This is a genomic window from Paenibacillus tarimensis, assembly GCF_021532315.1.
GTDB classification, from domain to species: domain Bacteria; phylum Bacillota; class Bacilli; order Paenibacillales; family Paenibacillaceae; genus Paenibacillus_I; species Paenibacillus_I tarimensis.
The window spans coordinates 107,871-128,508 of the sequence record NZ_JAKGAO010000020.1 but is presented as its reverse complement, the minus strand read 5'-3'; the positions used below and the strand labels follow the sequence as shown (position 1 = coordinate 128,508).

17 protein-coding genes are annotated in these 20,638 nt (G+C 50.4%); 13 read left to right on the top strand and 4 right to left on the bottom strand.

Annotated features, from left to right (window positions below; all coding sequences use genetic code 11):
• Positions 1 to 187: 187 nt before the first annotated feature.
• Positions 188 to 1,081, bottom strand: coding sequence for a LysR family transcriptional regulator (locus tag L1N82_RS18305; RefSeq protein WP_235288908.1), 894 nt, complete (start codon positions 1,079 to 1,081; stop codon positions 188 to 190).
• Positions 1,082 to 1,257: 176 nt separating this feature from the next.
• Between L1N82_RS18305 and L1N82_RS18300 the strand changes: the two genes are divergently transcribed.
• From L1N82_RS18300 to L1N82_RS18260, 9 genes are all read left to right on the top strand, one after another.
• Positions 1,258 to 4,458 (top strand): bifunctional cytochrome P450/NADPH--P450 reductase, encoded by a 3,201-nt coding sequence (locus L1N82_RS18300; RefSeq protein WP_235288907.1) that lies wholly within the window; start codon positions 1,258 to 1,260, stop codon positions 4,456 to 4,458.
• A gap of 81 nt (positions 4,459 to 4,539) precedes the next feature.
• Entirely contained in the window at positions 4,540 to 5,493 is a 954-nt protein-coding gene (locus tag L1N82_RS18295; RefSeq protein WP_235288906.1) for an acetylxylan esterase, read from the top strand.
• A 153-nt stretch (positions 5,494 to 5,646) separates the two neighbouring features.
• Positions 5,647 to 6,942: an MFS transporter gene (locus L1N82_RS18290; protein WP_235288905.1), complete on the top strand. Its 1,296-nt coding sequence runs from the start codon at positions 5,647 to 5,649 to the stop codon at positions 6,940 to 6,942.
• 380 nt (positions 6,943 to 7,322) lie between these two features.
• Complete coding sequence (locus L1N82_RS18285; protein ID WP_235288904.1) at positions 7,323 to 8,291, top strand: ABC transporter ATP-binding protein; 969 nt, start codon at positions 7,323 to 7,325, stop codon at positions 8,289 to 8,291.
• A gap of 13 nt (positions 8,292 to 8,304) precedes the next feature.
• Entirely contained in the window at positions 8,305 to 9,285 is a 981-nt protein-coding gene (locus L1N82_RS18280; protein WP_235288903.1) for an ABC transporter ATP-binding protein, read from the top strand.
• A 43-nt stretch (positions 9,286 to 9,328) separates the two neighbouring features.
• Entirely contained in the window at positions 9,329 to 10,999 is a 1,671-nt protein-coding gene (locus L1N82_RS18275) for an ABC transporter substrate-binding protein (protein WP_235288902.1), read from the top strand.
• An 85-nt stretch (positions 11,000 to 11,084) separates the two neighbouring features.
• Complete coding sequence (locus L1N82_RS18270) at positions 11,085 to 12,089, top strand: ABC transporter permease (protein WP_235288918.1); 1,005 nt, start codon at positions 11,085 to 11,087, stop codon at positions 12,087 to 12,089.
• Between the two features lie 12 nt (positions 12,090 to 12,101).
• Positions 12,102 to 12,992, top strand: coding sequence for an ABC transporter permease (locus L1N82_RS18265; protein ID WP_235288901.1), 891 nt, complete (start codon positions 12,102 to 12,104; stop codon positions 12,990 to 12,992).
• A 75-nt stretch (positions 12,993 to 13,067) separates the two neighbouring features.
• On the top strand, positions 13,068 to 13,277 hold the full coding sequence (locus tag L1N82_RS18260) for a hypothetical protein (RefSeq protein WP_235288900.1): 210 nt from the start codon (positions 13,068 to 13,070) through the stop codon (positions 13,275 to 13,277).
• A 63-nt stretch (positions 13,278 to 13,340) separates the two neighbouring features.
• Here L1N82_RS18260 and sigZ read toward each other — a convergent pair whose 3' ends face one another.
• Positions 13,341 to 13,925: an RNA polymerase sigma factor SigZ gene (gene sigZ / locus L1N82_RS18255; protein WP_235288899.1), complete on the bottom strand. Its 585-nt coding sequence runs from the start codon at positions 13,923 to 13,925 to the stop codon at positions 13,341 to 13,343.
• 153 nt (positions 13,926 to 14,078) lie between these two features.
• Between sigZ and L1N82_RS18250 the strand changes: the two genes are divergently transcribed.
• The 3 genes from L1N82_RS18250 to L1N82_RS18240 all read left to right on the top strand — a co-directional run bounded on the left by L1N82_RS18250 (position 14,079) and on the right by L1N82_RS18240 (position 17,221).
• Positions 14,079 to 14,888 carry an arsenite methyltransferase gene (locus tag L1N82_RS18250; protein WP_235288898.1) on the top strand — a complete coding sequence of 270 codons (810 nt, stop codon included), beginning with the start codon at positions 14,079 to 14,081 and terminating at the stop codon, positions 14,886 to 14,888.
• A 385-nt stretch (positions 14,889 to 15,273) separates the two neighbouring features.
• Positions 15,274 to 16,608 (top strand): arabinan endo-1,5-alpha-L-arabinosidase, encoded by a 1,335-nt coding sequence (locus tag L1N82_RS18245; RefSeq protein ID WP_235288897.1) that lies wholly within the window; start codon positions 15,274 to 15,276, stop codon positions 16,606 to 16,608.
• A 154-nt stretch (positions 16,609 to 16,762) separates the two neighbouring features.
• Positions 16,763 to 17,221: a GNAT family N-acetyltransferase gene (locus tag L1N82_RS18240; RefSeq protein ID WP_235288896.1), complete on the top strand. Its 459-nt coding sequence runs from the start codon at positions 16,763 to 16,765 to the stop codon at positions 17,219 to 17,221.
• Between the two features lie 47 nt (positions 17,222 to 17,268).
• Here L1N82_RS18240 and L1N82_RS18235 read toward each other — a convergent pair whose 3' ends face one another.
• Together L1N82_RS18235 and L1N82_RS18230 are read right to left on the bottom strand one after the other, a co-directional pair.
• Complete coding sequence (locus L1N82_RS18235) at positions 17,269 to 18,063, bottom strand: YheC/YheD family protein (RefSeq protein ID WP_235288895.1); 795 nt, start codon at positions 18,061 to 18,063, stop codon at positions 17,269 to 17,271.
• A 95-nt stretch (positions 18,064 to 18,158) separates the two neighbouring features.
• Positions 18,159 to 18,257 (bottom strand): YjcZ family sporulation protein, encoded by a 99-nt coding sequence (locus L1N82_RS18230; protein ID WP_235288894.1) that lies wholly within the window; start codon positions 18,255 to 18,257, stop codon positions 18,159 to 18,161.
• A 283-nt stretch (positions 18,258 to 18,540) separates the two neighbouring features.
• Between L1N82_RS18230 and L1N82_RS18225 the strand changes: the two genes are divergently transcribed.
• Positions 18,541 to 20,577: a methyl-accepting chemotaxis protein gene (locus tag L1N82_RS18225; RefSeq protein ID WP_235288893.1), complete on the top strand. Its 2,037-nt coding sequence runs from the start codon at positions 18,541 to 18,543 to the stop codon at positions 20,575 to 20,577.
• Positions 20,578 to 20,638 lie beyond the last annotated feature (61 nt).

The following is a 20,638-nucleotide window of genomic DNA, read 5'->3' as shown; positions in this document are numbered from 1 at the left end:
ATGTCAGATGGAAAGGTTGTTGATTCGCCATGAACACTCGAAGACGCAGGAAACGTTTGGCTTTTCTGAAATCCTTCATTGGTAAGGTACCCTAGCAATTGGACAGTTGCTTAGCATAACAATCGCTTCCCACGGAAGAGACTCGGCGGTTAACCGCCGGGTCTCTTTTTTGACTACAGGTAGTCCTTTAAGCGTGAAAATGCGCCAGAAGCTTGGCTGTAAATTGTTCAATGACGCCCGGGACTTCCACATTCTTGCGGGTAACACGCCATAGATAGCTGGGACTGCTGTCGTATCCGCTGAGCGGGATGGTTACAAGCTCTTCCTGGAGATGAACGGGCAGAGCGCTCACGATGTAATCAGGCCCAAGGGATATGGCATTACCTTGCGTGACCATCTGGAACAATGCTTCCAGATTATTCGTTGTGAGGGCAATCCGGTTTGAAGGGTTATTCGTAAGCAAGTGCTGGGCGATACGCCTGAGGAAGGGGTCATTATACAGCACGAACACTTGATGCTCTAGCTCATGCCCTGTAATGGTCTTGTGAAAGCGAAGCTGCGATTTCTTATTGACGACCAGGACGGCAGCACCCCGCGTGATCGGTTCCCAGGCCAGTGCTTCATCATAATGGTTGGCGTCGAGGGAAACGAACCCCATATCGGCTTGTCCGCTGCGAACACGCCTTAACACAGACTTGGTATCCCCTTCAATCAGATTGACGTTTACCAGCGGATTGTACTCTGTGAATTCGATAGTGGTGGACACAACCTGAGAGACAATGCCCGGTATCGTCGCAATCATGATATTGCCTTGACTGATCAGCTGAGAATCCGCGAGCTCTTGCTTCATTTTATCGACAGACCTCAAGATCGACAGCGCATGCTGGATAGCTCTCATCCCTTGCTCAGTAGGCACTACGCCTTTCTTGGAACGTACGAAGAGGGGGGTGTTGAGCTCGGCCTCGAGCTGGCTGACAGACTGGCTGATTGCCGGCACGGTAATATGGTTCTTGCGGGCTGCATCGGTAAAAGAGCCCATCTCACCCACATCGATCAAATACTGCAGCTGCATGATATTCATCTTCTTCACATCCTTAACTATTAGTTAAGTCATCTTAAATATATTTAAATTTATTTTATCATGGGGGATTGATAAGATACAGATACAGAGATAACAGCTAACATTAACCAAAAGAGAAAATGGGAGGGTATTGATACTGCTGGGGGTAGAGAACACTAATAAGGAGTGGGAAGATCATGCCAACTGAAACATCTGTTCCGATTCCACAGCCCAAAACCTATGGGCCGCTCGGAAATCTGCCGCTGCTTGATCTGGAGGCGCCGACACAGTCGCTGGTCAAGCTGGCTTATGAGTATGGTCCGATATTCCAGATGCGCTATGGCGGCGGCAGGAAGGAGCTCTATATTTCCGGTCACAAGCTTGTTGCCGATGCATGTGATGAGTCCAAGTTTGACAAGAAGGTATGGGCGCCTCTGGAGCGGGTGCGCGCCTTTGCTGGAGACGGCCTGTTCACAAGCTGGACAAGTGAGCCGAACTGGCAGAAGGCGCATAATATTCTGCTGCCAAGCTTTAGTCAGCGGGCGATGCAGGGCTACCACAACATGATGGTAGATATTGCTGTGCAGCTGGTGCAGAAGTGGTCTCGACTCAATCCCGATGAAGTGATTGATGTGGCTGAAGACATGACCAGGCTTACACTTGATACGATCGGGCTATGCGGCTTTAATTACCGGTTCAACAGCTTCTACCGTGAGCAGCCGCACCCGTTCATTGTCAGTATGGTTCGGGCGCTGGATGAGGCGATGAACCAGCTGCTTCGCCTTAATATTCAGGATAAGCTCATGATCAGAACGAAGCGGCGTTTCCAGCAGGATATATCCACTATGTTCTCACTGGTGGACAAAATCATTGCCGAGCGTAAAGCAGGGGGAGACCAGGATGCTGAGGACCTGCTGGCACGGATGCTGAACAGCAAAGACCCGGAGACGGGAGAAGGGCTCGATGACGAGAATATCCGCTACCAGATCATAACCTTCCTGATCGCGGGCCACGAGACAACTAGCGGTCTGCTGTCCTTTGCCGTGTACTACCTGCTCAAGCATCCGGATAAGCTGCAGAAGGCTCAAGAGGAAGCAGACCGGGTACTGACGGATCCCGTCCCGACATATCGTCAGGTGCTGGATCTCAAATATGTCCGTATGGTATTGAACGAATCGCTGCGGCTTTGGCCGACGGCTCCTGCTTTTTCGCTATATGCGAAGGAAGATACGATGCTTGGCGGCCAATATCCGCTTAAGAAGAACGACAGTGTAAGCGTGCTGATTCCGAAGCTGCACCGAGATCCGGATGCATGGGGGGATAATGCGGAAGAATTCATCCCGGAACGGTTTGCGGACCAGAAGAAGGTGCCTCAGCACGCCTACAAGCCGTTCGGCAACGGACAGCGGGCCTGCATTGGGCAGCAGTTTGCCCTTCACGAGGCTACATTGGTGCTTGGCATGGTCTTGAAGCATTTCGATTTCATCGATTATTCGAATTACGAATTAAAGGTTAAGGAGACGCTGACCCTTAAGCCAGACGGGTTTACGATCAAGGTGAAGGAACGCAAGCCGATTGCCTTCGCTGCGGGAAGCCCGGCCGCTGAAATCGCCGCGACTGCAGTTCGGGAAGAAGAGCGCGAGAAGTCTCGCGCCTTAGAAGGTGCGGAAGACTTTCCGCTGCTGATCCTGTATGGGTCTAACCTGGGAACAGCAGAGGGGATAGCGAGGGAGCTGGCTGACAGCGCCCGCCAGTATGGCATGAAGTGCAGGACAGCTCCATTGAATGATTGGGCAGGCAAGCTGCCTCAGGAAGGCGCTGTGCTAATCATAGCAGCCTCTTATAATGGCAAGCCTTCTACTAACGCACGTGGATTTGTAGAATGGCTGGAGCATATCAAGCCGAAGGAGCTTCAAGGCGTCCAATATGCTGTATTCGGCTGCGGTGACCGCAACTGGTCCAGTACTTATCAGGATGTACCCCGTTTCATAGATGAACAGATGCATAAAGCGGGAGCTGTTCGGATCACGCAGCGTGGCGAAGGGGATGCTAGTGCTGATTTTGAGCAGGATCTCGACAGCTGGCGTGCCGGCTTATGGAGCGGTATGGCGGATAGGTTTGGTTTTGAAAGATATGAAGGCCGGGCGGAGGATGCCGCGGGAGGAATATTATCGATTAAGCCTGTACAGCAGGACTTTGCTTCCCCGCCAATTGCAGCAGCTTATCAGGCAGTCCCGGCTGCTGTTCTGACTAATCGTGAGCTGCAGTCCCCGGCGAGCGGCCGAAGCACACGTCATATTGTGATTGCACTGCCGGAGGGGCAGTCTTATCAGGAAGGGGATCATCTTGGCATTCTGCCATGCAACCGTTCAGAGTTAGTAGACATTGTTCTGCGAAGATTTGGAATGGACCCGGATTCCTATATCAAGCTTGAAGCTGATGGTGAGCGTCTCTCCCACCTGCCGCTGGGAATTCCGGTTCGTACCGGAGATCTGCTGGAGACCTGCGTAGAGCTTCAGGAGCCGGCAACTCGTTCACAGTTGAAAGCACTGGCTGCGTTCACCGTTTGCCCTCCGCATAAACGCGAGCTGGAAGCGCTCCTCAGTGAGGAGCTGTACCGGTCGGAAGTGCTCGGGAAGCGGATATCCATGCTGGATCTGCTGCTGAAATATGAAGCCTGCGAAATGCCGTTCGAACGGTTCCTTGAGTTACTGCCGCCGCTGAAGCCAAGGTACTATTCTATCTCCAGCTCGCCGCGAGAAATTGCGGATCAAGCGAGCATAACAGTAGGCGTTGTAAAAGGGGAGGCGTGGAGCGGACGCGGGGAATACCGCGGAGTCGCCTCCAGCTATCTGGCAGAACGGGAGGCCGGACAGACGGTTATGATGTTCATCCGCACACCGGATTCCGGGTTCCGGCTTCCGGAGGATCCTGCAACGCCCGTTATCATGGTTGGTCCGGGCACTGGTGTGGCGCCATTCCGGGGATTCCTTCAGGCCAGGTCCTTCCTGAAGTCGGAAGGTCATCCTCTTGGCCCTGCGTATTTATTCTACGGCTGCCGGAATGACGATGACTACCTGTACCGCGAAGAGCTGGAGAGGTATCATGCAGACGGTATCGTTAAACTTCACGCGGCCTGCTCCCGCAAGCAAGGAACGCCTAAGACGTATGTCCAGCATCTGATCCGAGAGAAGCTTCCGGAGCTGATCGGCTTGCTGGAGTCCGGAGGCAAGCTTTATGTATGTGGAGACGGGAGCCGGATGGCGCCTGAAGTAGAGGCTGAGTTCACAAGGGGCTACCAGGAGATGAAAGGGGTTAATGAGCAAGCGGCAGCCGATTGGTTGAGCAGGCTGCAGCTTGAAGGCCGCTATGCCAAGGATGTATGGGCGGGAATGTAACGAACAGATCATCAATTTCAGCATTGCCGATGCTATACACTGCATGCTATTATCTACCCGAATAAGAAGGGGGTAGTAGGTATGCATGCGATAAGCCGACGAATCGAGGAGCTGCATCAAGTCAGAACCCATTCGACTCCGCCGGATGATCTTGATAAGTTCTGGGCTCGTACGGTACAGGAGGCGCTAGCCCGCCCTGTGAATTCGTCCCGGACTGAAGTGCCGAGTTTGTTCAAGGGCATGCGTGTATGGGAAATAGCTTTCGACGGCTATGCGAACACTACCATTCACGCTCTCTATATGACACCCGCCTATTTGGAAGGTCCTTACCCTTGCCTGGTCACATTTCCAGGTTATACAGGAGGCAAGGGAGAGCCCGAACACTATGCAAGCTGGATCCTGATGGGCTGTGCCGTGCTTGCCGTGGATGTTCGCGGACAGGGCGGCGGAACGGGCAGCATGCTGGGCAGCAGACATGGTACAAGTAAAGGCTGGATCACAGAGGGCATTCTCGACAAGGACAACTGCTATTATAAGGCTGTAGCGGTGGACAGCCTGCGGGCTGTGCAGTGGATGACGGAGCAGCCGGACATCGACCAGTCCAGAATTGGTGCCACAGGTGCCAGCCAGGGAGGCGGCCTGTCTCTGCTCGTATCAGCTCTTCACCCGGCAATATCCCTGACCAATGCCGATATCCCGAACCTTTGCCATATCGATTATGGGGTTATGCATTCTACAGGCTCGCTGTCAGAAGCGGCGGACTTTTGCCGCAGATACCCGGATCAGACTGCCGCAGTACTGGATAATCTGCGCTATTTTGATATGCTCCATCTTGGCGGGCGTATCCGCGGGCCGGTGCTGATGTCGGTAGGCTTGAAAGACACTGTATGTTTACCGGAGCAGGTCTTTCCCATGTATCACGCCCTTGCCTCGGAGGATAAACGGCTGGATATTTATCCGTTCACGGGCCATATTGTTGAGCCGGCACAGCAGCGGAACGCCGTATTGTTTGTGAAGAAGCATTGGCAGCTGTAGGTCATTCTATAACAAGAGACGCGTCCCTGATCCGGGCAGCGTCTCTTGTTTCGTTAACACCTGTCACAAAATCATTGACACCACCAAAAAATGGATATAAGATTTCAACTAATCCGCAAGTCATCTGATTATGAAGGGTGGTGCCTGTGTATCATGGCTGAAACTGAAACAATCCGGCGTACCTTTCAGGAGCCTGGGATGTCTGGCTATTCGAGCTCGGTTGAACGGCAGCAGCAGCTGTATAAAAGGTCGTTACTAGTTGTTGTCCTGTCCCAAATATTCGGAGGCGCTGGACTGGCAGCAGGGGTGACGGTCGGAGCCCTGCTTGCGCAGGATATGCTTGGGACCGACCGTTATGCTGGAATACCCGCCGCACTGTTGACTTTAGGCTCCGCTGCATCGGCGTTACTGGTAGGGAGGCTGTCTCAGCGTTTCGGCCGCAGGCTTGGGCTATCAGCCGGATTCTTAGCCGGTGGCATAGGGGCATTCGGGGTTGCTGCCTCTGCCTTTGTGAATAATATTTGGCTGTTATTCGCTTCTCTGCTGATCTATGGCGCAGGCACCTCGACCAATCTGCAAGCGAGGTACGCGGGAACGGATTTAGCAAAGCCCAATCAACGGGCAACCGCAATCAGTATTGCCATGGTGGCCACGACCTTTGGTGCAGTAGCGGGCCCGAATCTGGTTGATGCTATGGGCCGCATCGCGTTGTCGGTTGGAGTGCCGGCGCTTGGCGGTCCGTTCCTGCTGGCGGGTGCAGCGTTCCTTATGGCCGGTCTGGTTCTGCTGATTTTACTGCGTCCTGATCCATTCCTAATTGCCCGTTCATTGGAATCTCCGGTACGAGACAGACAGATGGATACAGCCGGGCGAGTAGAGGGCGGACATGCTGAGAATAAGCGTAAACTGATTGTCGGATCGACTGTAATGATCTTGACGCAAATTGTCATGGTAGCCCTGATGACGATGACGCCTGTACATATGATGCATCACGGACATAGTCTGCAGGAAGTCGGGCTTGTGATCAGTATACATATTGGAGCCATGTACCTGCCGTCGCTTGTAACGGGCATACTGGTCGATAAGATCGGACGTACCGCAATGTCCTATGCTTCAGGCGCTGTACTGCTTGCGGCTGGTATACTCGGAGCATTGGCTCCTGCTGATTCTATGGCTGCTTTAATTATCGCACTGACCCTGTTGGGGATTGGCTGGAACTTTGGACTAATCAGTGGAACGGCGATTATAGTAGACGCTACATCGCCGGCTACAAGAGCAAAAACACAAGGCAAAATTGAAGTTCTGGTCGCATTAGCGGGAGCATCCGGGGGCGCATTATCCGGAATGGTCGTTGCACACTCCAGTTATGCTGTATTATCCCTTGCGGGGGCGATATTGTCGCTGCTTCTTATACCTGTTGGACTCTGGTCCAGAAAGGCTGGAGGCTAGGTATAACTGCTCCTAGAGATTATAACGGCTATTGAACCTTGACCGGTAAAAGTCAAAACCCGGCAAGGTTTTTTTTGCTTGCAAAGCGGTATAATCCGTGTCTTCTTCTGACAAAGATCAACTTTATTCCTTAGGGCATGAATGCCAAGCCTTCGCTCATCATAAGATAAATTGAAAACGCTTTATATGTTAATTGTGTCGATGTGGTATTTGTGTCATATTTCATAACGCGTTTGGTTGGTGATTGAAGAAAGAAAGACCTTATTGACAGATAAAATGACATAATAATATACTTGGTAGGTAAATATTTGATTTATATGTGAAAGTTTATAGTTTTAACGTCACATTACATTACATATAAAGAGGAAGGAGAAGATGCCATGGCTGTGCCGTTAATGACGATACAGAATCTTCAAACCCACTTTGTTACGGATAAAGGAAGAATTCCCGCCGTCGACGGTATTGATCTCCATGTTCGTAAAGGTGAAATTGTCGGAATAGTCGGAGAATCAGGCTGCGGAAAGAGTGTTACTTCGCTTTCCATCATGGGCCTTCTACCTAAGCCGGCAGGGACCATCGCAGGAGGGCATATTTATTTTAAAGGTGAAGATTTGGCGGTATGCAAGGAGAAACGGATGCAGGCGCTGCGCGGAGACGAGATCTCCATGATATTCCAGGAGCCTATGACATCATTGAACCCGTTAATGACGATTGGCGAACAGATTTCCGAAACTCTGCGGGTCCACCGGAGGAAGAGCAGGAAGGAAGCGTGGCGTGATTCAATCGCTATGCTGCAGAAGGTGGGAATCTCGAGAGCAGAAGGCATAGTACGGGAGTACCCTCATCAGCTGTCCGGCGGAATGCGCCAAAGGGTGATGATTGCAATAGCATTGTGCTGTGAGCCCGAGCTTCTGATTGCTGATGAACCGACTACTGCACTCGATGTAACGATTCAAGCCCAGATTCTGGACTTGATGAAGAAGCTGAACGAAGAGACCGGCACTGCCATTTTGATGATCACTCATGATTTGGGTGTTGTAGCCGAGATGTGCCACCGTGTAGTCGTCATGTATGCAGGGAAGATAGTGGAGGAAGGGAGTGTTAAGGACATCTTCCATAAGCCCAGACATCCGTATACACGCGGGCTCATTCGTTCCATTCCAAGGATGGACAGCGATGGCGGACGGTTGTATTCCATACCCGGAAACGTGCCGCTGCCCGGCACGATTACAGAAGGCTGCCGGTTTGCTCCCCGCTGCGAGCACGCTTTTGACCGCTGCATGAGAGAGCTGCCTGAGCTGTTGGAACAAGAGACCGGCCATCGCTGCCGCTGCTGGTTACAAACGTGAGGAGGCATTGAGATTGCATACGACGATTCTAGAAGTGAATGAGCTGAAGACTTATTTTCCAATCCGTAAAGGAATTCTGCAGCGAACGGCTGGATTTGTCAAAGCGGTGGATGGAGTTACATTTCGGGTGAACAAAGGTGAAGTGTTCGGAATTGTGGGCGAGAGCGGCTGCGGCAAATCCACAACAGGGAGGTCGATCCTGCAGCTCATTAAGCCGACTGGCGGCGAGGTTCTTTTTGAAGGGGAGGATATAACCCGTTTAAGCGGGGAATCCATGAGGAAGCTGCGGAAGGATATGCAGATTGTGTTTCAGGATCCCTTCGCCTCCCTTAATCCAAGGCATAAGATAAGCAGGATCCTGGAGGAGCCGCTTCTGGTACATGGCGTAGGAACGGCTAGGGAGAGACGGGAGAAGGTCGCCGAGCTGATCGAAACGGTTGGGCTTAATCCCTCCCAGCTTGAACGTTATCCCCATCAATTCTCGGGCGGGCAGCGGCAGCGGATAGCGATAGCAAGAGCACTTATGCTGAGACCTAAGCTGATCATCGCCGACGAACCCGTCTCCGCGCTGGATGTTTCCATTCAATCGCAGATCCTGAATCTGATGCAGGACCTGCAGCAATCGTTCCAGCTGACTTATGTATTCATAGCGCATGACCTTAGTGTGATCAAGCATTTCTGTGACCGGGTCGCTGTCATGTACCTGGGACAGATTGTCGAGCTTGCAGATAAAGAGTCGCTGTACCGGGAGCCCAAACATCCTTATACAAAAGCGCTCCTGTCAGCAGTGCCGAACCCGGACCCAGAAGGCTCCCGTGAACGCATCATCCTAGAGGGTGAGGTGCCAAGCCCGTCCGACATGCCGCAGGGCTGTGTGTTTCACACTCGCTGTTCCATGTCAGAGGCGAGGTGCCGGAGTGAGCGTCCTGTCCTTATACAGACAGATCATAAGCATGCTGTAGCTTGTCATCTCTATGGTTCATCCGCGGTATAGCGGAAGATTCATACATACTTTCAGGGGAAAAAGGAGAGGTTCTATGTTACACAAATGGGCAAAGGTCAGTTCGGCGGGCATTCTCACACTTACACTGCTGTTAGCCGGCTGCAGCGGCAATAATGCTTCGCCAGGCGGCAGCGGGAATACGGCCGAGCCGGCTGGCAATGTGACCAGCACGACTTCTAATGCATCAGCGACGACCGAAAGCACACAGGATACGATGATTATCGCCAGAGGCGGAGATTCGGCCTCGCTTGACCCGTCTATCGCCACAGATGGTGAATCATTTAAGGCAACGCAACAGATAATGGAGCCCCTGTTAGGCTATAAGGATGGAACAACAGAGGTAGAGCCGCTGCTTGCGGAAAGCTGGAGCGCCTCACCTGATGGCCTCACCTATACGTTCAAGCTCCGCAAGGGGGTAAAGTTTCATGATGGAACTGATTTTAACGCGGAAGCCATTGTCTTCAACTTCAACCGCTGGGGCGACCCGGATAGCCCGTACAAATTTGCGGAGGATTCCTTCTACTATTATGATTCGATGTTTGGGCCAGAGGATGATCGTGTCATTAAAGAGGTTAAGGCTATCGATGCTGACACCGTGGAATTCGTGCTTAACAAGCCGCAGGCGCCATTCCTGCAAAATCTGGCTATGCCGCCGTTCGCGATCGGCAGTCCGAGGGCCATAGAGGAGAAGAAGGAGAAGTTTAAGTCCGAACCAGTCGGCACGGGACCCTTCGTCTTCAAGGAATGGAAGCGTAATGAATCCATTACGGTAGAGAAAAATCCAGACTACTGGCAGGAGGGTCTTCCTAAACTGAATCGCGTCATTATAACGGTTATACCCGATAACTCGGCCCGCTTTACCGCCCTGCAAAATGGTGAGATCGATATGATGGAGGGTCTTAATCCGGATGACCTGGTTAAGCTGGAGAGCTCGCCAGAGCTTCAGAAGCTGACTCGTCCATCCTTTAACGTCGGCTATCTTGGCTTTAACATGAAGAAGAAGCCTTTTGATGACCCAAAGGTGCGCCGGGCCTTGAATCATGCTGTGAATAAAGCGGGCATCATCCAGGCCTTCTTTGGCGGTTTGGCAGAGCCGGCTATCAACCCGATGCCGCCGGCTGCACTCGGTTACAACCCGGATGTGCAGGATTACCCGTATGATCTGGAGAAGGCGAAGCAGCTGTTGGCAGAAGCAGGCTATCCGGATGGACTGCCTGGTGAGTTCACCTTCTACGCTATGCCTGTTGCCCGTCCATACATGCCTGACGGCAAGAAGGTGGCGGAGGCGATACAGGCAGACCTTGAGAAGATTGGCGTGAAGACAAACATTGTATCGCCTGAGTGGGCGACCTATCTGGATGATGTGAAGAAGGGCGACAAGGATGATCTGTATATGCTCGGCTGGCAGGGTGACAACGGCGATCCGGATAACTTCCTCTATGCGCTGCTTGCGAAGGGCAACAGCAACAATTACAGCTTTTATGATAACGAGGACGTGTATCAGATGCTAGTCGACGGTCAATCGGAGCAGGATGCGGCCAAGCGGGAAGAGCTCTATAAGCAGGCGCAGGTGCTGATCAAGCAGGATGCGCCATGGATTCCGCTGGTTCATTCAACGCCAATTCTCGCAGCCAGGGCTAATCTGGATGGATATATTCCCTCACCGACCGGCTCGGAGCCTTACAGCACGGTGACGTTTAAATAAACGCCTTAATACCGAAGATTAGGCGGCAGTTATCTGCCGCTTGAATCTTCTTAACTACGACACCAGAGGACAGAGGGTGACTATGATGTTGAACTACACCATCCGCCGGCTGCTTATGCTCGTGCCGGTCCTGCTTGGCATGACGATCATCGTGTTTCTTATCATCCATGCTATACCCGGCGATCCGGCTGAGGTAATTCTGGGGGAGAAGGCTTCCGAGGAGTCGAAGCAGGCGCTGCGTCAGGAACTGAAGCTGGATCAGCCGCTGTATGTGCAGTACGGAGATTTTCTCCAAAATCTGGTGAGCGGCAATCTTGGCACCTCCATCCGTACGAAGGAAGCGATAAGCGAGGAGATTATGCCTTACTTGGCTGCAACCCTGGAGCTGACCATCGTGAGCATGGTGTTTGCAGTATTTGTCGGTGTTAACGCCGGGATCATCAGCGCCTGGAAGCAAAATTCCTGGTTTGATTATATCAGCATGTTAATTGCGCTCATTGGCGTTTCGATGCCGGTATTCTGGCTCGGCCTGATGGAGCAGTGGATATTCTCTCTGAAGCTTCAGTGGCTGCCTTCAATCGGCAGAATGAACCCGCGGGACCCGATTGAGACCGTAACCAACTTATATACGATTGATGCGATGCTGGCTGGCAGATGGGATCAGCTGTGGACGGCCGTTAAGCACTTGATCCTGCCCGGAATAGCCTTGGGAACCATTCCGATGGCGATAATAGCCCGGATGACACGCTCAAGCATGCTGGAGGTGCTGCGCTCGGATTATATACGCACAGCCAGGTCAAAAGGAATGTCGCAATTTCTTGTTATCTATAAGCATGCGCTGCGCAATGCATTCATTCCTGTATTGACTGTTATCGGTCTGCAGACCGGCATGCTGCTTGGCGGCGCCGTTTTGACCGAAACAATATTCGCCTGGCCTGGTATCGGTCGTTATATTTTCGATGCAATAGGTTCACGGGATTATCCGGTTATTCAAACAGGCATTCTTGTAATCGCCTTTCTGTTCGTTATGATTAACCTGCTGGTTGATCTGCTGTATCACGCTGTCGATCCGAGAATCCGCTACGACTAAGGAGGGAAATGAATGGCAGAAACAGCAGCAAAGGTGCAACCGGTTATGCAGCCGCCTGCGTTCACGAATCCTTGGTCGGAAGGATGGAGAAGCTTTCGCTCTAACAAGATGGCGATGGCTGGTCTCTTCATCATTCTATTCTTCATCGGGGCTGCCATAGCTGCACCTTTAATAACAACGTTCGACTATAAGGAACAGGACCTGATGGGCAGGCTTCAGGCGCCTGGCGGTACGCATTGGTTTGGTACAGATGACCTTGGAAGGGATATCTTCACCCGTATTATGTATGGCGCGCGGATATCGCTTTGGGTAGGCTTCAGCTCGGTGATGGGGTCTATCCTGATAGGGACATTGCTTGGCATCGCGGCCGGATACTATGGCAGATGGGCAGATATGCTTATTTCACGCGGGTTTGATATTTTGCTGGCCTTCCCCGGTATTCTGCTGGCGATTGCGATTGTCGCAGCGCTTGGTCCATCACTGCAAAATGCGCTTCTTGCCATTGCGGTTGTCAATGTGCCGGTATTCGGCCGGCTTGTGCGCGCCAAGGTGCTCAGCCTGAAGAACGAGGAATATATTACGGCTGCCAGGGCGCTTGGCATGAAGAATGGCCGTATTATTCTGCATCATATTCTGCCTAACTGCCTCGGTCCGGTTATTGTGCAGGGGACGCTTGGTGTTGCAACCGCGATAATTGAAGCTGCCGCGCTTGGATTTCTGGGATTGGGCGCCCAGCCGCCAGAGCCCGAGTGGGGAAAGATGCTGTCAGATTCCCGGCAGTTTATTGCGACTGCGCCATGGACTGTTATTTTCCCTGGCCTCTCAATTATGCTGACCGTGCTAGGATTTAACTTGATGGGGGATGGCCTTCGCGATGTACTGGACCCCAAGCTGAAGAACTAGGATTAGCGGCTGTGTATGTTTTAGCTTTTCATTACAAATCCTAACCAGGTACCCACATGCTAGGTAAGTGGCGACTTGACTAAGAATGGTGAGGTGATCCTGGTGGCTAACAAGAAGAACGATAACAGCTCATTCATGGACCAGACCAAGAATGCTTCCAAAGAAGGCTTCGATATCGTGCATGATACAATCGACGTGATTGGTGATGCGACATCTACAGCTGCGAAGAAGGTAACGAATACGGCTTCCAACACGATGGACAATGTGACAGGCGGCAAGGAATAAGAAGAAAAGAAATAACCTGCTGGCAGCTGGCCGGCAGGTTATTTTTTTGTGCGGATATGTATTCTAGTGATTGCAGCTGCAGGAATCATCCCTCGCGCACTCAGGTGAATGGTGGGGGACTATATCCAGAATATTGCCGTAACGGTCGCATTCAAAATGACAGCAGGCTTCAAGTATATCCTTAAGCTTCTGTCTGCCGCGCTGCACACGGGACTTTACCCCCGAATAGGAGATGTTCAGCATCTCGCTGACTTCCTTTTGTGAGTAGCCATTCAGCTCCGTGAGAACCAGCGCTTCCCGGTGTTTGGCAGGCAGCTGGTCAAGAAAGGGCTGCAGGCAGGCGGATAACTCCTGGTTGAGATTGTTCTCTGCCGGTTCAAACTGTTCAGGCAGCTGATCCGGCAGCTGATCCGGCAGCTCATCAAGACGTTTCTCCTTGCGGTAATAGTCCACGATGGCATTTCTGGTTATTTGATACATCCAGGCCCTGAGCTTCTCTTCTTCCTGCAGAGTATCCAGGCGTTTCAGAATTTTGACGAATACATCCTGCAGGATATCATCAGCTGCTGCGGCATCCCCTGTCTTTCCGGTTATAAATTTGTGCAGCGGACTGTGAAACGATGTCCATACTTCTTCAATATTAAGCATTTCTATACCCTCCGTAGCGCTCGCTGATGTACTTACTATATAAGACGGAGAAATTGAAGAAAAGACGCATTTTTTATGATTCTTTATGTTTTGCGTCCTTTTCCATACTGCTGCGTCTACATAAGCAACCAACCAAACAGGAGGGCGATAATCATGAATGAGCTTAAACATGACAACATCCGTCAACAGGTAAGGACACGTTACCGGGACATATCACTGCAGGGCGCAAATAGGGATAACCCGTCTAACCTCTGCTGCAGCCCGGCAGCTGGCTGCTGCACCTCAGCAGATGAGGCCTCATCCAGAGTAGGGTATACGGCTGAAGAATTGGGCAGTGTGCCGGAGGGCTCAAATCTGGGACTTGGCTGTGGTAATCCGCAGGCGATTGCCTCTTTACAGCCTGGTGAGGTCGTTGTCGATCTTGGGAGCGGTGGTGGATTTGACTGCTTCCTGGCTGCCCGGCAGGTAGGCGAGAGCGGCCGAGTAATCGGCGTTGATATGACCCCGGAGATGATCAGCCGCGCCCGTATGAATGCATCCCGAGGCTTCTATACGAATACTGAATTCAGGCTGGGGGAAATCGAGCATCTGCCTATAGCAGATCGCTCAGTTGATGTTATTATGTCCAATTGTGTGATTAACCTGTCACCGGATCAGCCGCAGGTATTCCGTGAAGCATTCCGCGTTCTGAAGGCAGGCGGACGTGTAGCTGTTACCGATGTGGTTATGACAGCTGATTTACCTGAAGAGCTGAAAGCAGCTGAGAGTGATCTCTACTCATGCTGCATTACGGGGGCATCCCGTATTGAAGAGCTGCACGAGATGCTGGTGAAGGCAGGCTTCACTCAGATTACGATTGAACCCAAGGATGATTCCAGGGCCTTCATAAAAGACTGGGTTCCAGGCGTAAGCATCGAGCAGTACATCATGTCAGCAGTCATTCAAGCGGTAAAACCGTATTAATCCCTAAGCGTAAAGGAGAATAAGGCATGAATAACTATAATATCTATACAGCTGAAAAATTGATGCATGAGGCGCGCGAGCAACTGGAGAGGGAAGCCGCATCATTATGGATGGATTCAGGCTTAACGTATAATTTATCCCTTAGAAGGAAACTATACTCTTATGTAGAACGGTTTTTATTCAATGCGAGAGCCGTAAATAGTGTGAAATATCAGCCATGCTGCAGCAGCTGCTGCTAGGATTCTAAGGACTAATGGAGCCCAGTGAGGCTCCATTTTCTAATCTATACACCGGCATAAAAAGCTTTATATTATTGCTAACCGGTAAATAAAGATATAAAATAGAACTCGTTATGATATCGTTTACATTAAGGAGGCTTTCCCTAATGGCGTCATTTGAGAATTGTCCGTTAAAATTTCCCGCTAAACCGCCGGCACAACCATTGAAGCCGGTAATTAAAGAGAATGAGAAACCGGCAGAGCCGGATAAGTTCAGCCTGTGGGGCTCGCATGACCCGGCTATTTACCGCGATCCAGTGAGCGGCAATTACTATACGTATTGTACAGGAGCAATTGCGAGACGCTCAGCTGATCTCATCACGTGGGAAACAATCGGTAAAGTCGTGGACGCACCCCCCAAGGAATCATCGGAATGGGTCGGAGATGAGGGGATATGGGCACCGGACATTATTAAGGTGGGGGACGAGTACCGCCTATACTGCTCCAACTCTACTTGGGGAGTCCGCCAATCCGCAATTTTCCTTGCTGTTTCCGACAGCCCGGAAGGTCCTTTTATTCCAAGAGGGGTTGTTTTGAAGACAAGTCACGACTCCCCTGTCAACGCAATTGACGCGAACCTTGTTATTGATGAGGAAACAGGCGAGCAGTATATGGCATATGGTTCGTTTTGGGGCGGTATGCATATCATCAAGCTGGATGCTGAGACCGGCTTGGCGGCGGAAGAAGGAATTGGCACTTGTATAGCACGCAGGCCACAGTGGTTGGATGGCGCCATAGAAGGGCCTTACATCCGTTATAATCCTGATACTGGATATTACTATCTCTTCGTATCGTACGGGTCGCTTAAGAGCGATTACAATATCCGGGTAGGCAGAAGCCGGTCGGTGACCGGTCCGTATCTGGATCCGAATGGAAGAGATTTAACGGACTTGGAGGATTATAAGAATGAAATTGGTTATATGATCGCCTGCGGTTACCAATATGGTGACGGACAGGGCTACATGGGACCAGGGCACAACTCCGTACTGCGCGACTCGGACAACCAGTGGTATCTGGTCTGCCATATCAGGGAACATAATCATAAGGAGCCGCAAATCGCGACGATGCATATCTACAAGATGTTCTGGACGCCTGACGGCTGGCCGGCTCTGAATCCGGAGCCGTATGCCGGCGAACAGACGCAGTCTATTGACAGGGAATGGCTTGTAGGCGATTATGAACGGATCAAGCTGGCACCTGCAGTTCCGCAGGGAGTATTAAATTCCGTACCTATGACCCTGCGGGATAACGGAGAGTTTGAATGCTGCTCGGTAAAAGGTGAATGGACGTATATCGACGGCACGACGATCTCCATTTCCTATGGGAATGTAGTGGAGACGCTGATCGTAACGCCTGCTTGGGACTGGCAGGTAGGTGAGCCAACTATCGCGTTCACTGGTAAGGATCAATTCGGCGTCGCCGTATGGGGCAAGAAGGTCTGATTATAAGGACAAAGCGAACGACAGCCAGGTCATCCACCAGCTTAGGGGGCTGACCGGCTGTTTTTTGCTGCCTGGTCTCCACGTCTAAGAGCCATATGGCCGGTTCAAGGAATCAGGCTTTATCCGTTTCACAATAAGGAGTGTGACCCCAGCGATGATTAACCAGATTAACAATCAGGATGAACAGACAGCAGCAGAGCTGCTGGCATTGCAAATTGACTCTTATCAAGTAGAAGCACAGATTATTGGCTATGCGGATCTGCCACCGCTGCACGAGACTAAGAGAGACATCATGGAATCCAGTGAGACCTACTTAGGTTTCTTGCAGGATGGGCGGATAGCCGGGGCCGTGGCCTTCGAAGCCGAAAGGGACGCCCTTATACTCTGCAAAATGATGGTGCATCCCCAATTCTTCAACATGGGTATAGCCAGCAAGCTCTTACGGGCAGTTATGGAACAGGGGATACAGGTAAACGAGATTCGTGTATCAACCGGTGCACGCAATGAGCCTGCCATTCGTCTATATCGCAAGCATGGTTTTGTGGAGACGGGGATGACAGTTATCAATGAACAGCTTTCAATTAAACACTTAATAAAGCCGATTAATAATTAAGGTCGTTAATTTAAAGAGTTATTTTCTTATTATATTGATGGCATGAGCTAAGGTTTGCGTTTGCGATTACGGAACATCTCGGGGCAGTAACGTTTACTGAAACGGCCATAAGCAGCCGCATAGCGGGATATTTTTTGATATACGGATTTATCCTTAAGCTTCTTGAACAGGAAGGGGTTAGGTAAAGTGTTCACTTCCAGCAGCCAGGGATGAAAGCTGGAATCAAGCGCAACATCTAGCCCGACTTCCTTAATACCAGGATATCTATGCCTGAGGTGTTGAGCTACTTCTAGGCCGAGCTTACCCAGATGATGTTCTAGCCTGCTGCGCTCATGACCGGTTAAATAATTGCTCATAAGCGTGTTATATGCGATTGCCGTACCGCCGCTCCGGCAGTTCGTAACAATTCGGTCAGGATGCGCTACCCTCCCAATGATTCCGGTTGTTTCCCATTTACCTGCCGGTGACTGCTGCACCATGACACGGATATCGAACGGCCGGCGTTGGTAGGTGAGCAGATGAATACCCTGCTGTATTAGATAACGCCTATGCTTGGCATACTTTTCTATAGCATGATACAAGTCATCTGCGGAGTTGAATTCAAAGTTATGGGTCCCGTAACGAAGCCTGAAGGAACTTGCGGATGGCTGTTCAACGCGCATAACCCCTAATCCGTTCTTCCCTAAATCGGGCTTTACGTAGACCAGATGATAGTGGGCCAGAAGGTTAACTAGTGCCTGCTTTGTTAGGGGAAGTGTTACTGGAATATACTGCCTGAGTACCTGGCTGCTCATAAGATATTTGGTCTTGGCGAGCTTGCTCTTCACAATCCGGATAGTCAAATGGAATCCCCTCTCGGTATGTTCTCTGCACTTGAGTATAAATTAGTAAAGTAAAAAGGCCTTTCAAGAGGCCTTTTTACTTTTTTAGCACCTTATTAAACGAGGATTGTACGGCTGATAATGACAAGGAGGATAAACAACACAAGAATGGTACCTGTGCTGGTCCAGACGCTTCCCGCTCCAACAGCTGTCATGGTGAGCCACCTCCTATCGCACTTATGCTACAAAATATGTAGGACTGCGAGCGAACGATTAGGCATTTTGGCATTCAATTATCGTAACTTGTCAGCATGCCAGATTATTGCCTTAGTATGGCTGTTATAAATTAAGGAGAGTTCATTTTTTATTGTCGAATTAGATCGAATAAAACATAAAATACCTGTGAAGAATGTCGAATAACCTCTAAAATTAGGTATGTGGCAAGCCGATAACAAAAGAACAGCATGAATCACATCACAAAATTAGGGGGAAGTACAAGTGTCGCTACGCAAGAAATTACCGATTTATTTTGTAGGATTGGTTATCTTCTCTATGGTTATTACCGGGGTGCTTACATATTTTTATGCCCGCGATATTATCGTAGATCAGCGCAAGTCTGAAATCACGTCCAATTCAAACCGTGTTGGGGAAACGGTACTGTCGCTGGTTGAGGGGGAGATCACAACCGCTGAGCTGCTGGCCAAGCAAAGCCTCTTTCAGGATCTCTTAAAGCTTAGGGACGAAACTCCTGATGATAGCGAATTCTTTAACGCAGACAACGAATTGATGATAAGAGCTCATGAGGTATTAAGAGACAGCATCAAGAGTCTGGATCAGCATGAGAAACTGTTCGTTGTGGATCGAAACGGAACCCTTGTAGCAGGCAGTGCGGACAAGAATGAAGATGGCTCGCTTAAAATTCCGGACCGTCCTTACTTCGTGGAGGGTATGAAGGGTAACTTGTCCATTAGCGACGTCCTGATCTCCAAGTCTAAGCAGGAACAGATTGTAGTGTTTGCCACACCGGTTAAGGACGAGGCTGGTAACGTGCTCGGGGTTATTGGTAACTCCGTTTATGCTGCGTACTTCTCACATAATTTAGCGGATATCGATCTTGGTGAACATACGGATATTTATATTCTGGAGCATGCGGGTTCCTTCATCGCTCATAACAAGGATCAGACTCTGATCAAGACCGTAACAGAGCAGGAGAAGCTGTTAGAGCTAGCAGCAGCTCCGGCAGGTCAAGACCTAGAGCATGGTGAACTTGATATTGTATCGACGAGAGGCGAAGCTTTTGTTGGATACACCAAGATACCGATTACGAATTGGACGGTAATGGTCGAGAATGATTATGCAGATATTTATCAGTCGCTTACTGATCTTTATAAGACATTATTGCTCGTCATTGTTCTTGTCGTGATTCTCACATCGGCAATCGGACTGATCATATCCCGTAGAGTTACCAAGCCGATTGTGGAGCTTACAGCATTGTTCAGAGAAATGTCTGCCGGGAATCTGGCTGTTAAAGCTAGCGGCAATTATAAGGGAGAATTCCGTGTACTAGCCGACAGCATTAACGGTATGGTAGAGAAAAATGAGGCGCTCAGCTCCAGCATGAATCGCTCTATCGAGGTGCTTAATCATAATACGAATGAGTTGGATCAGGTCTCGAAGCAGACTGCACAGGTTATTGGCGATACTTCGATAACTACGATGGAGATTGCCCGTGCGATGGAATCTCAATCGAGGGATACAGAGCATATCGTAGATAAATTCAAAGACATTGGTGATAAAATCAGTGAAGTGAGCAATAAAGCAACGACCATTAAAGAGCGGGCAACGGAGATTATTAACATCTTCCATGACAATAAAACGGTTATCGATCATCTGATTGCAACCAATAATGTTAATGAAAATGAAGTCGGCAAAATTTCAAGCATCACAGGTAAGCTGGAGGAGACCTCAAGGAATATCGGGACCATTACAGGGGCCATCTCAGATATTGCGAACCAGACGAACCTGCTTGCTCTTAACGCTTCTATCGAAGCAGCACGGGCAGGAGAACACGGCCGCGGCTTTGCGGTTGTTGCAGACGAGATCCGTAAGCTTGCGGAACAAAGCTCCAAGCAGTCTGCTGAGATTGATACCATCATTAAGCAAACGCTTGGTTATGTGGAAGAAAATAACCTGAGTGTTCGTGAAATTCAACAGATCGCAGCTCTACAAAACGACTACGTCATGCAAACGCAGAATGCGTTCAGGACCATTTTTGGCCATGTAGACGAGATTGCACAATTCATAGACACGATGGCTCAGGAAGTAAACAGTATGGAAGAGGATAAGTCGGATGTGCTTGACTCTGCTCAAAATCTGTCTGCCTCCGGCGAGCAAGTATCGGCTTCGATCGAAGAGGTTACGGCAACCATGCATGAACAGTCCGCGACCGTACAGCAGCTGGCAGATATGGTAGAGGAGATTGACAGCCTCACCAGGAAGCTGGCAGAGTTTTCGGCCACTATAAGAACAAAGTAAGCCTAAATTACACGAATAGCAAAACTATGGAGAGTCTGTCGGTTAGCTTTAGCCGGCGGAC

Excerpts from the sequence above, each read along its gene's own strand:
- L1N82_RS18270 (WP_235288918.1), top strand. The coding sequence starts at position 11,085 with ATGTTGAACTACACCATCCGCCGGCTGCTTATGCTCGTGCCGGTCCTG.
- L1N82_RS18240 (WP_235288896.1), top strand. The coding sequence starts at position 16,763 with ATGATTAACCAGATTAACAATCAGGATGAACAGACAGCAGCAGAGCTG.
- L1N82_RS18245 (WP_235288897.1), top strand. The coding sequence starts at position 15,274 with ATGGCGTCATTTGAGAATTGTCCGTTAAAATTTCCCGCTAAACCGCCG.
- L1N82_RS18305 (WP_235288908.1), bottom strand. The coding sequence starts at position 1,081 with ATGAATATCATGCAGCTGCAGTATTTGATCGATGTGGGTGAGATGGGC.
- L1N82_RS18250 (WP_235288898.1), top strand. The coding sequence starts at position 14,079 with ATGAATGAGCTTAAACATGACAACATCCGTCAACAGGTAAGGACACGT.
- L1N82_RS18275 (WP_235288902.1), top strand. The coding sequence starts at position 9,329 with ATGTTACACAAATGGGCAAAGGTCAGTTCGGCGGGCATTCTCACACTT.
- sigZ (WP_235288899.1), bottom strand. The coding sequence starts at position 13,925 with ATGCTTAATATTGAAGAAGTATGGACATCGTTTCACAGTCCGCTGCAC.
- L1N82_RS18285 (WP_235288904.1), top strand. The coding sequence starts at position 7,323 with ATGGCTGTGCCGTTAATGACGATACAGAATCTTCAAACCCACTTTGTT.
- L1N82_RS18295 (WP_235288906.1), top strand. The coding sequence starts at position 4,540 with ATGCATGCGATAAGCCGACGAATCGAGGAGCTGCATCAAGTCAGAACC.
- L1N82_RS18290 (WP_235288905.1), top strand. The coding sequence starts at position 5,647 with ATGGCTGAAACTGAAACAATCCGGCGTACCTTTCAGGAGCCTGGGATG.
- L1N82_RS18265 (WP_235288901.1), top strand. The coding sequence starts at position 12,102 with ATGGCAGAAACAGCAGCAAAGGTGCAACCGGTTATGCAGCCGCCTGCG.
- L1N82_RS18300 (WP_235288907.1), top strand. The coding sequence starts at position 1,258 with ATGCCAACTGAAACATCTGTTCCGATTCCACAGCCCAAAACCTATGGG.
- L1N82_RS18230 (WP_235288894.1), bottom strand. The coding sequence starts at position 18,257 with ATGACAGCTGTTGGAGCGGGAAGCGTCTGGACCAGCACAGGTACCATT.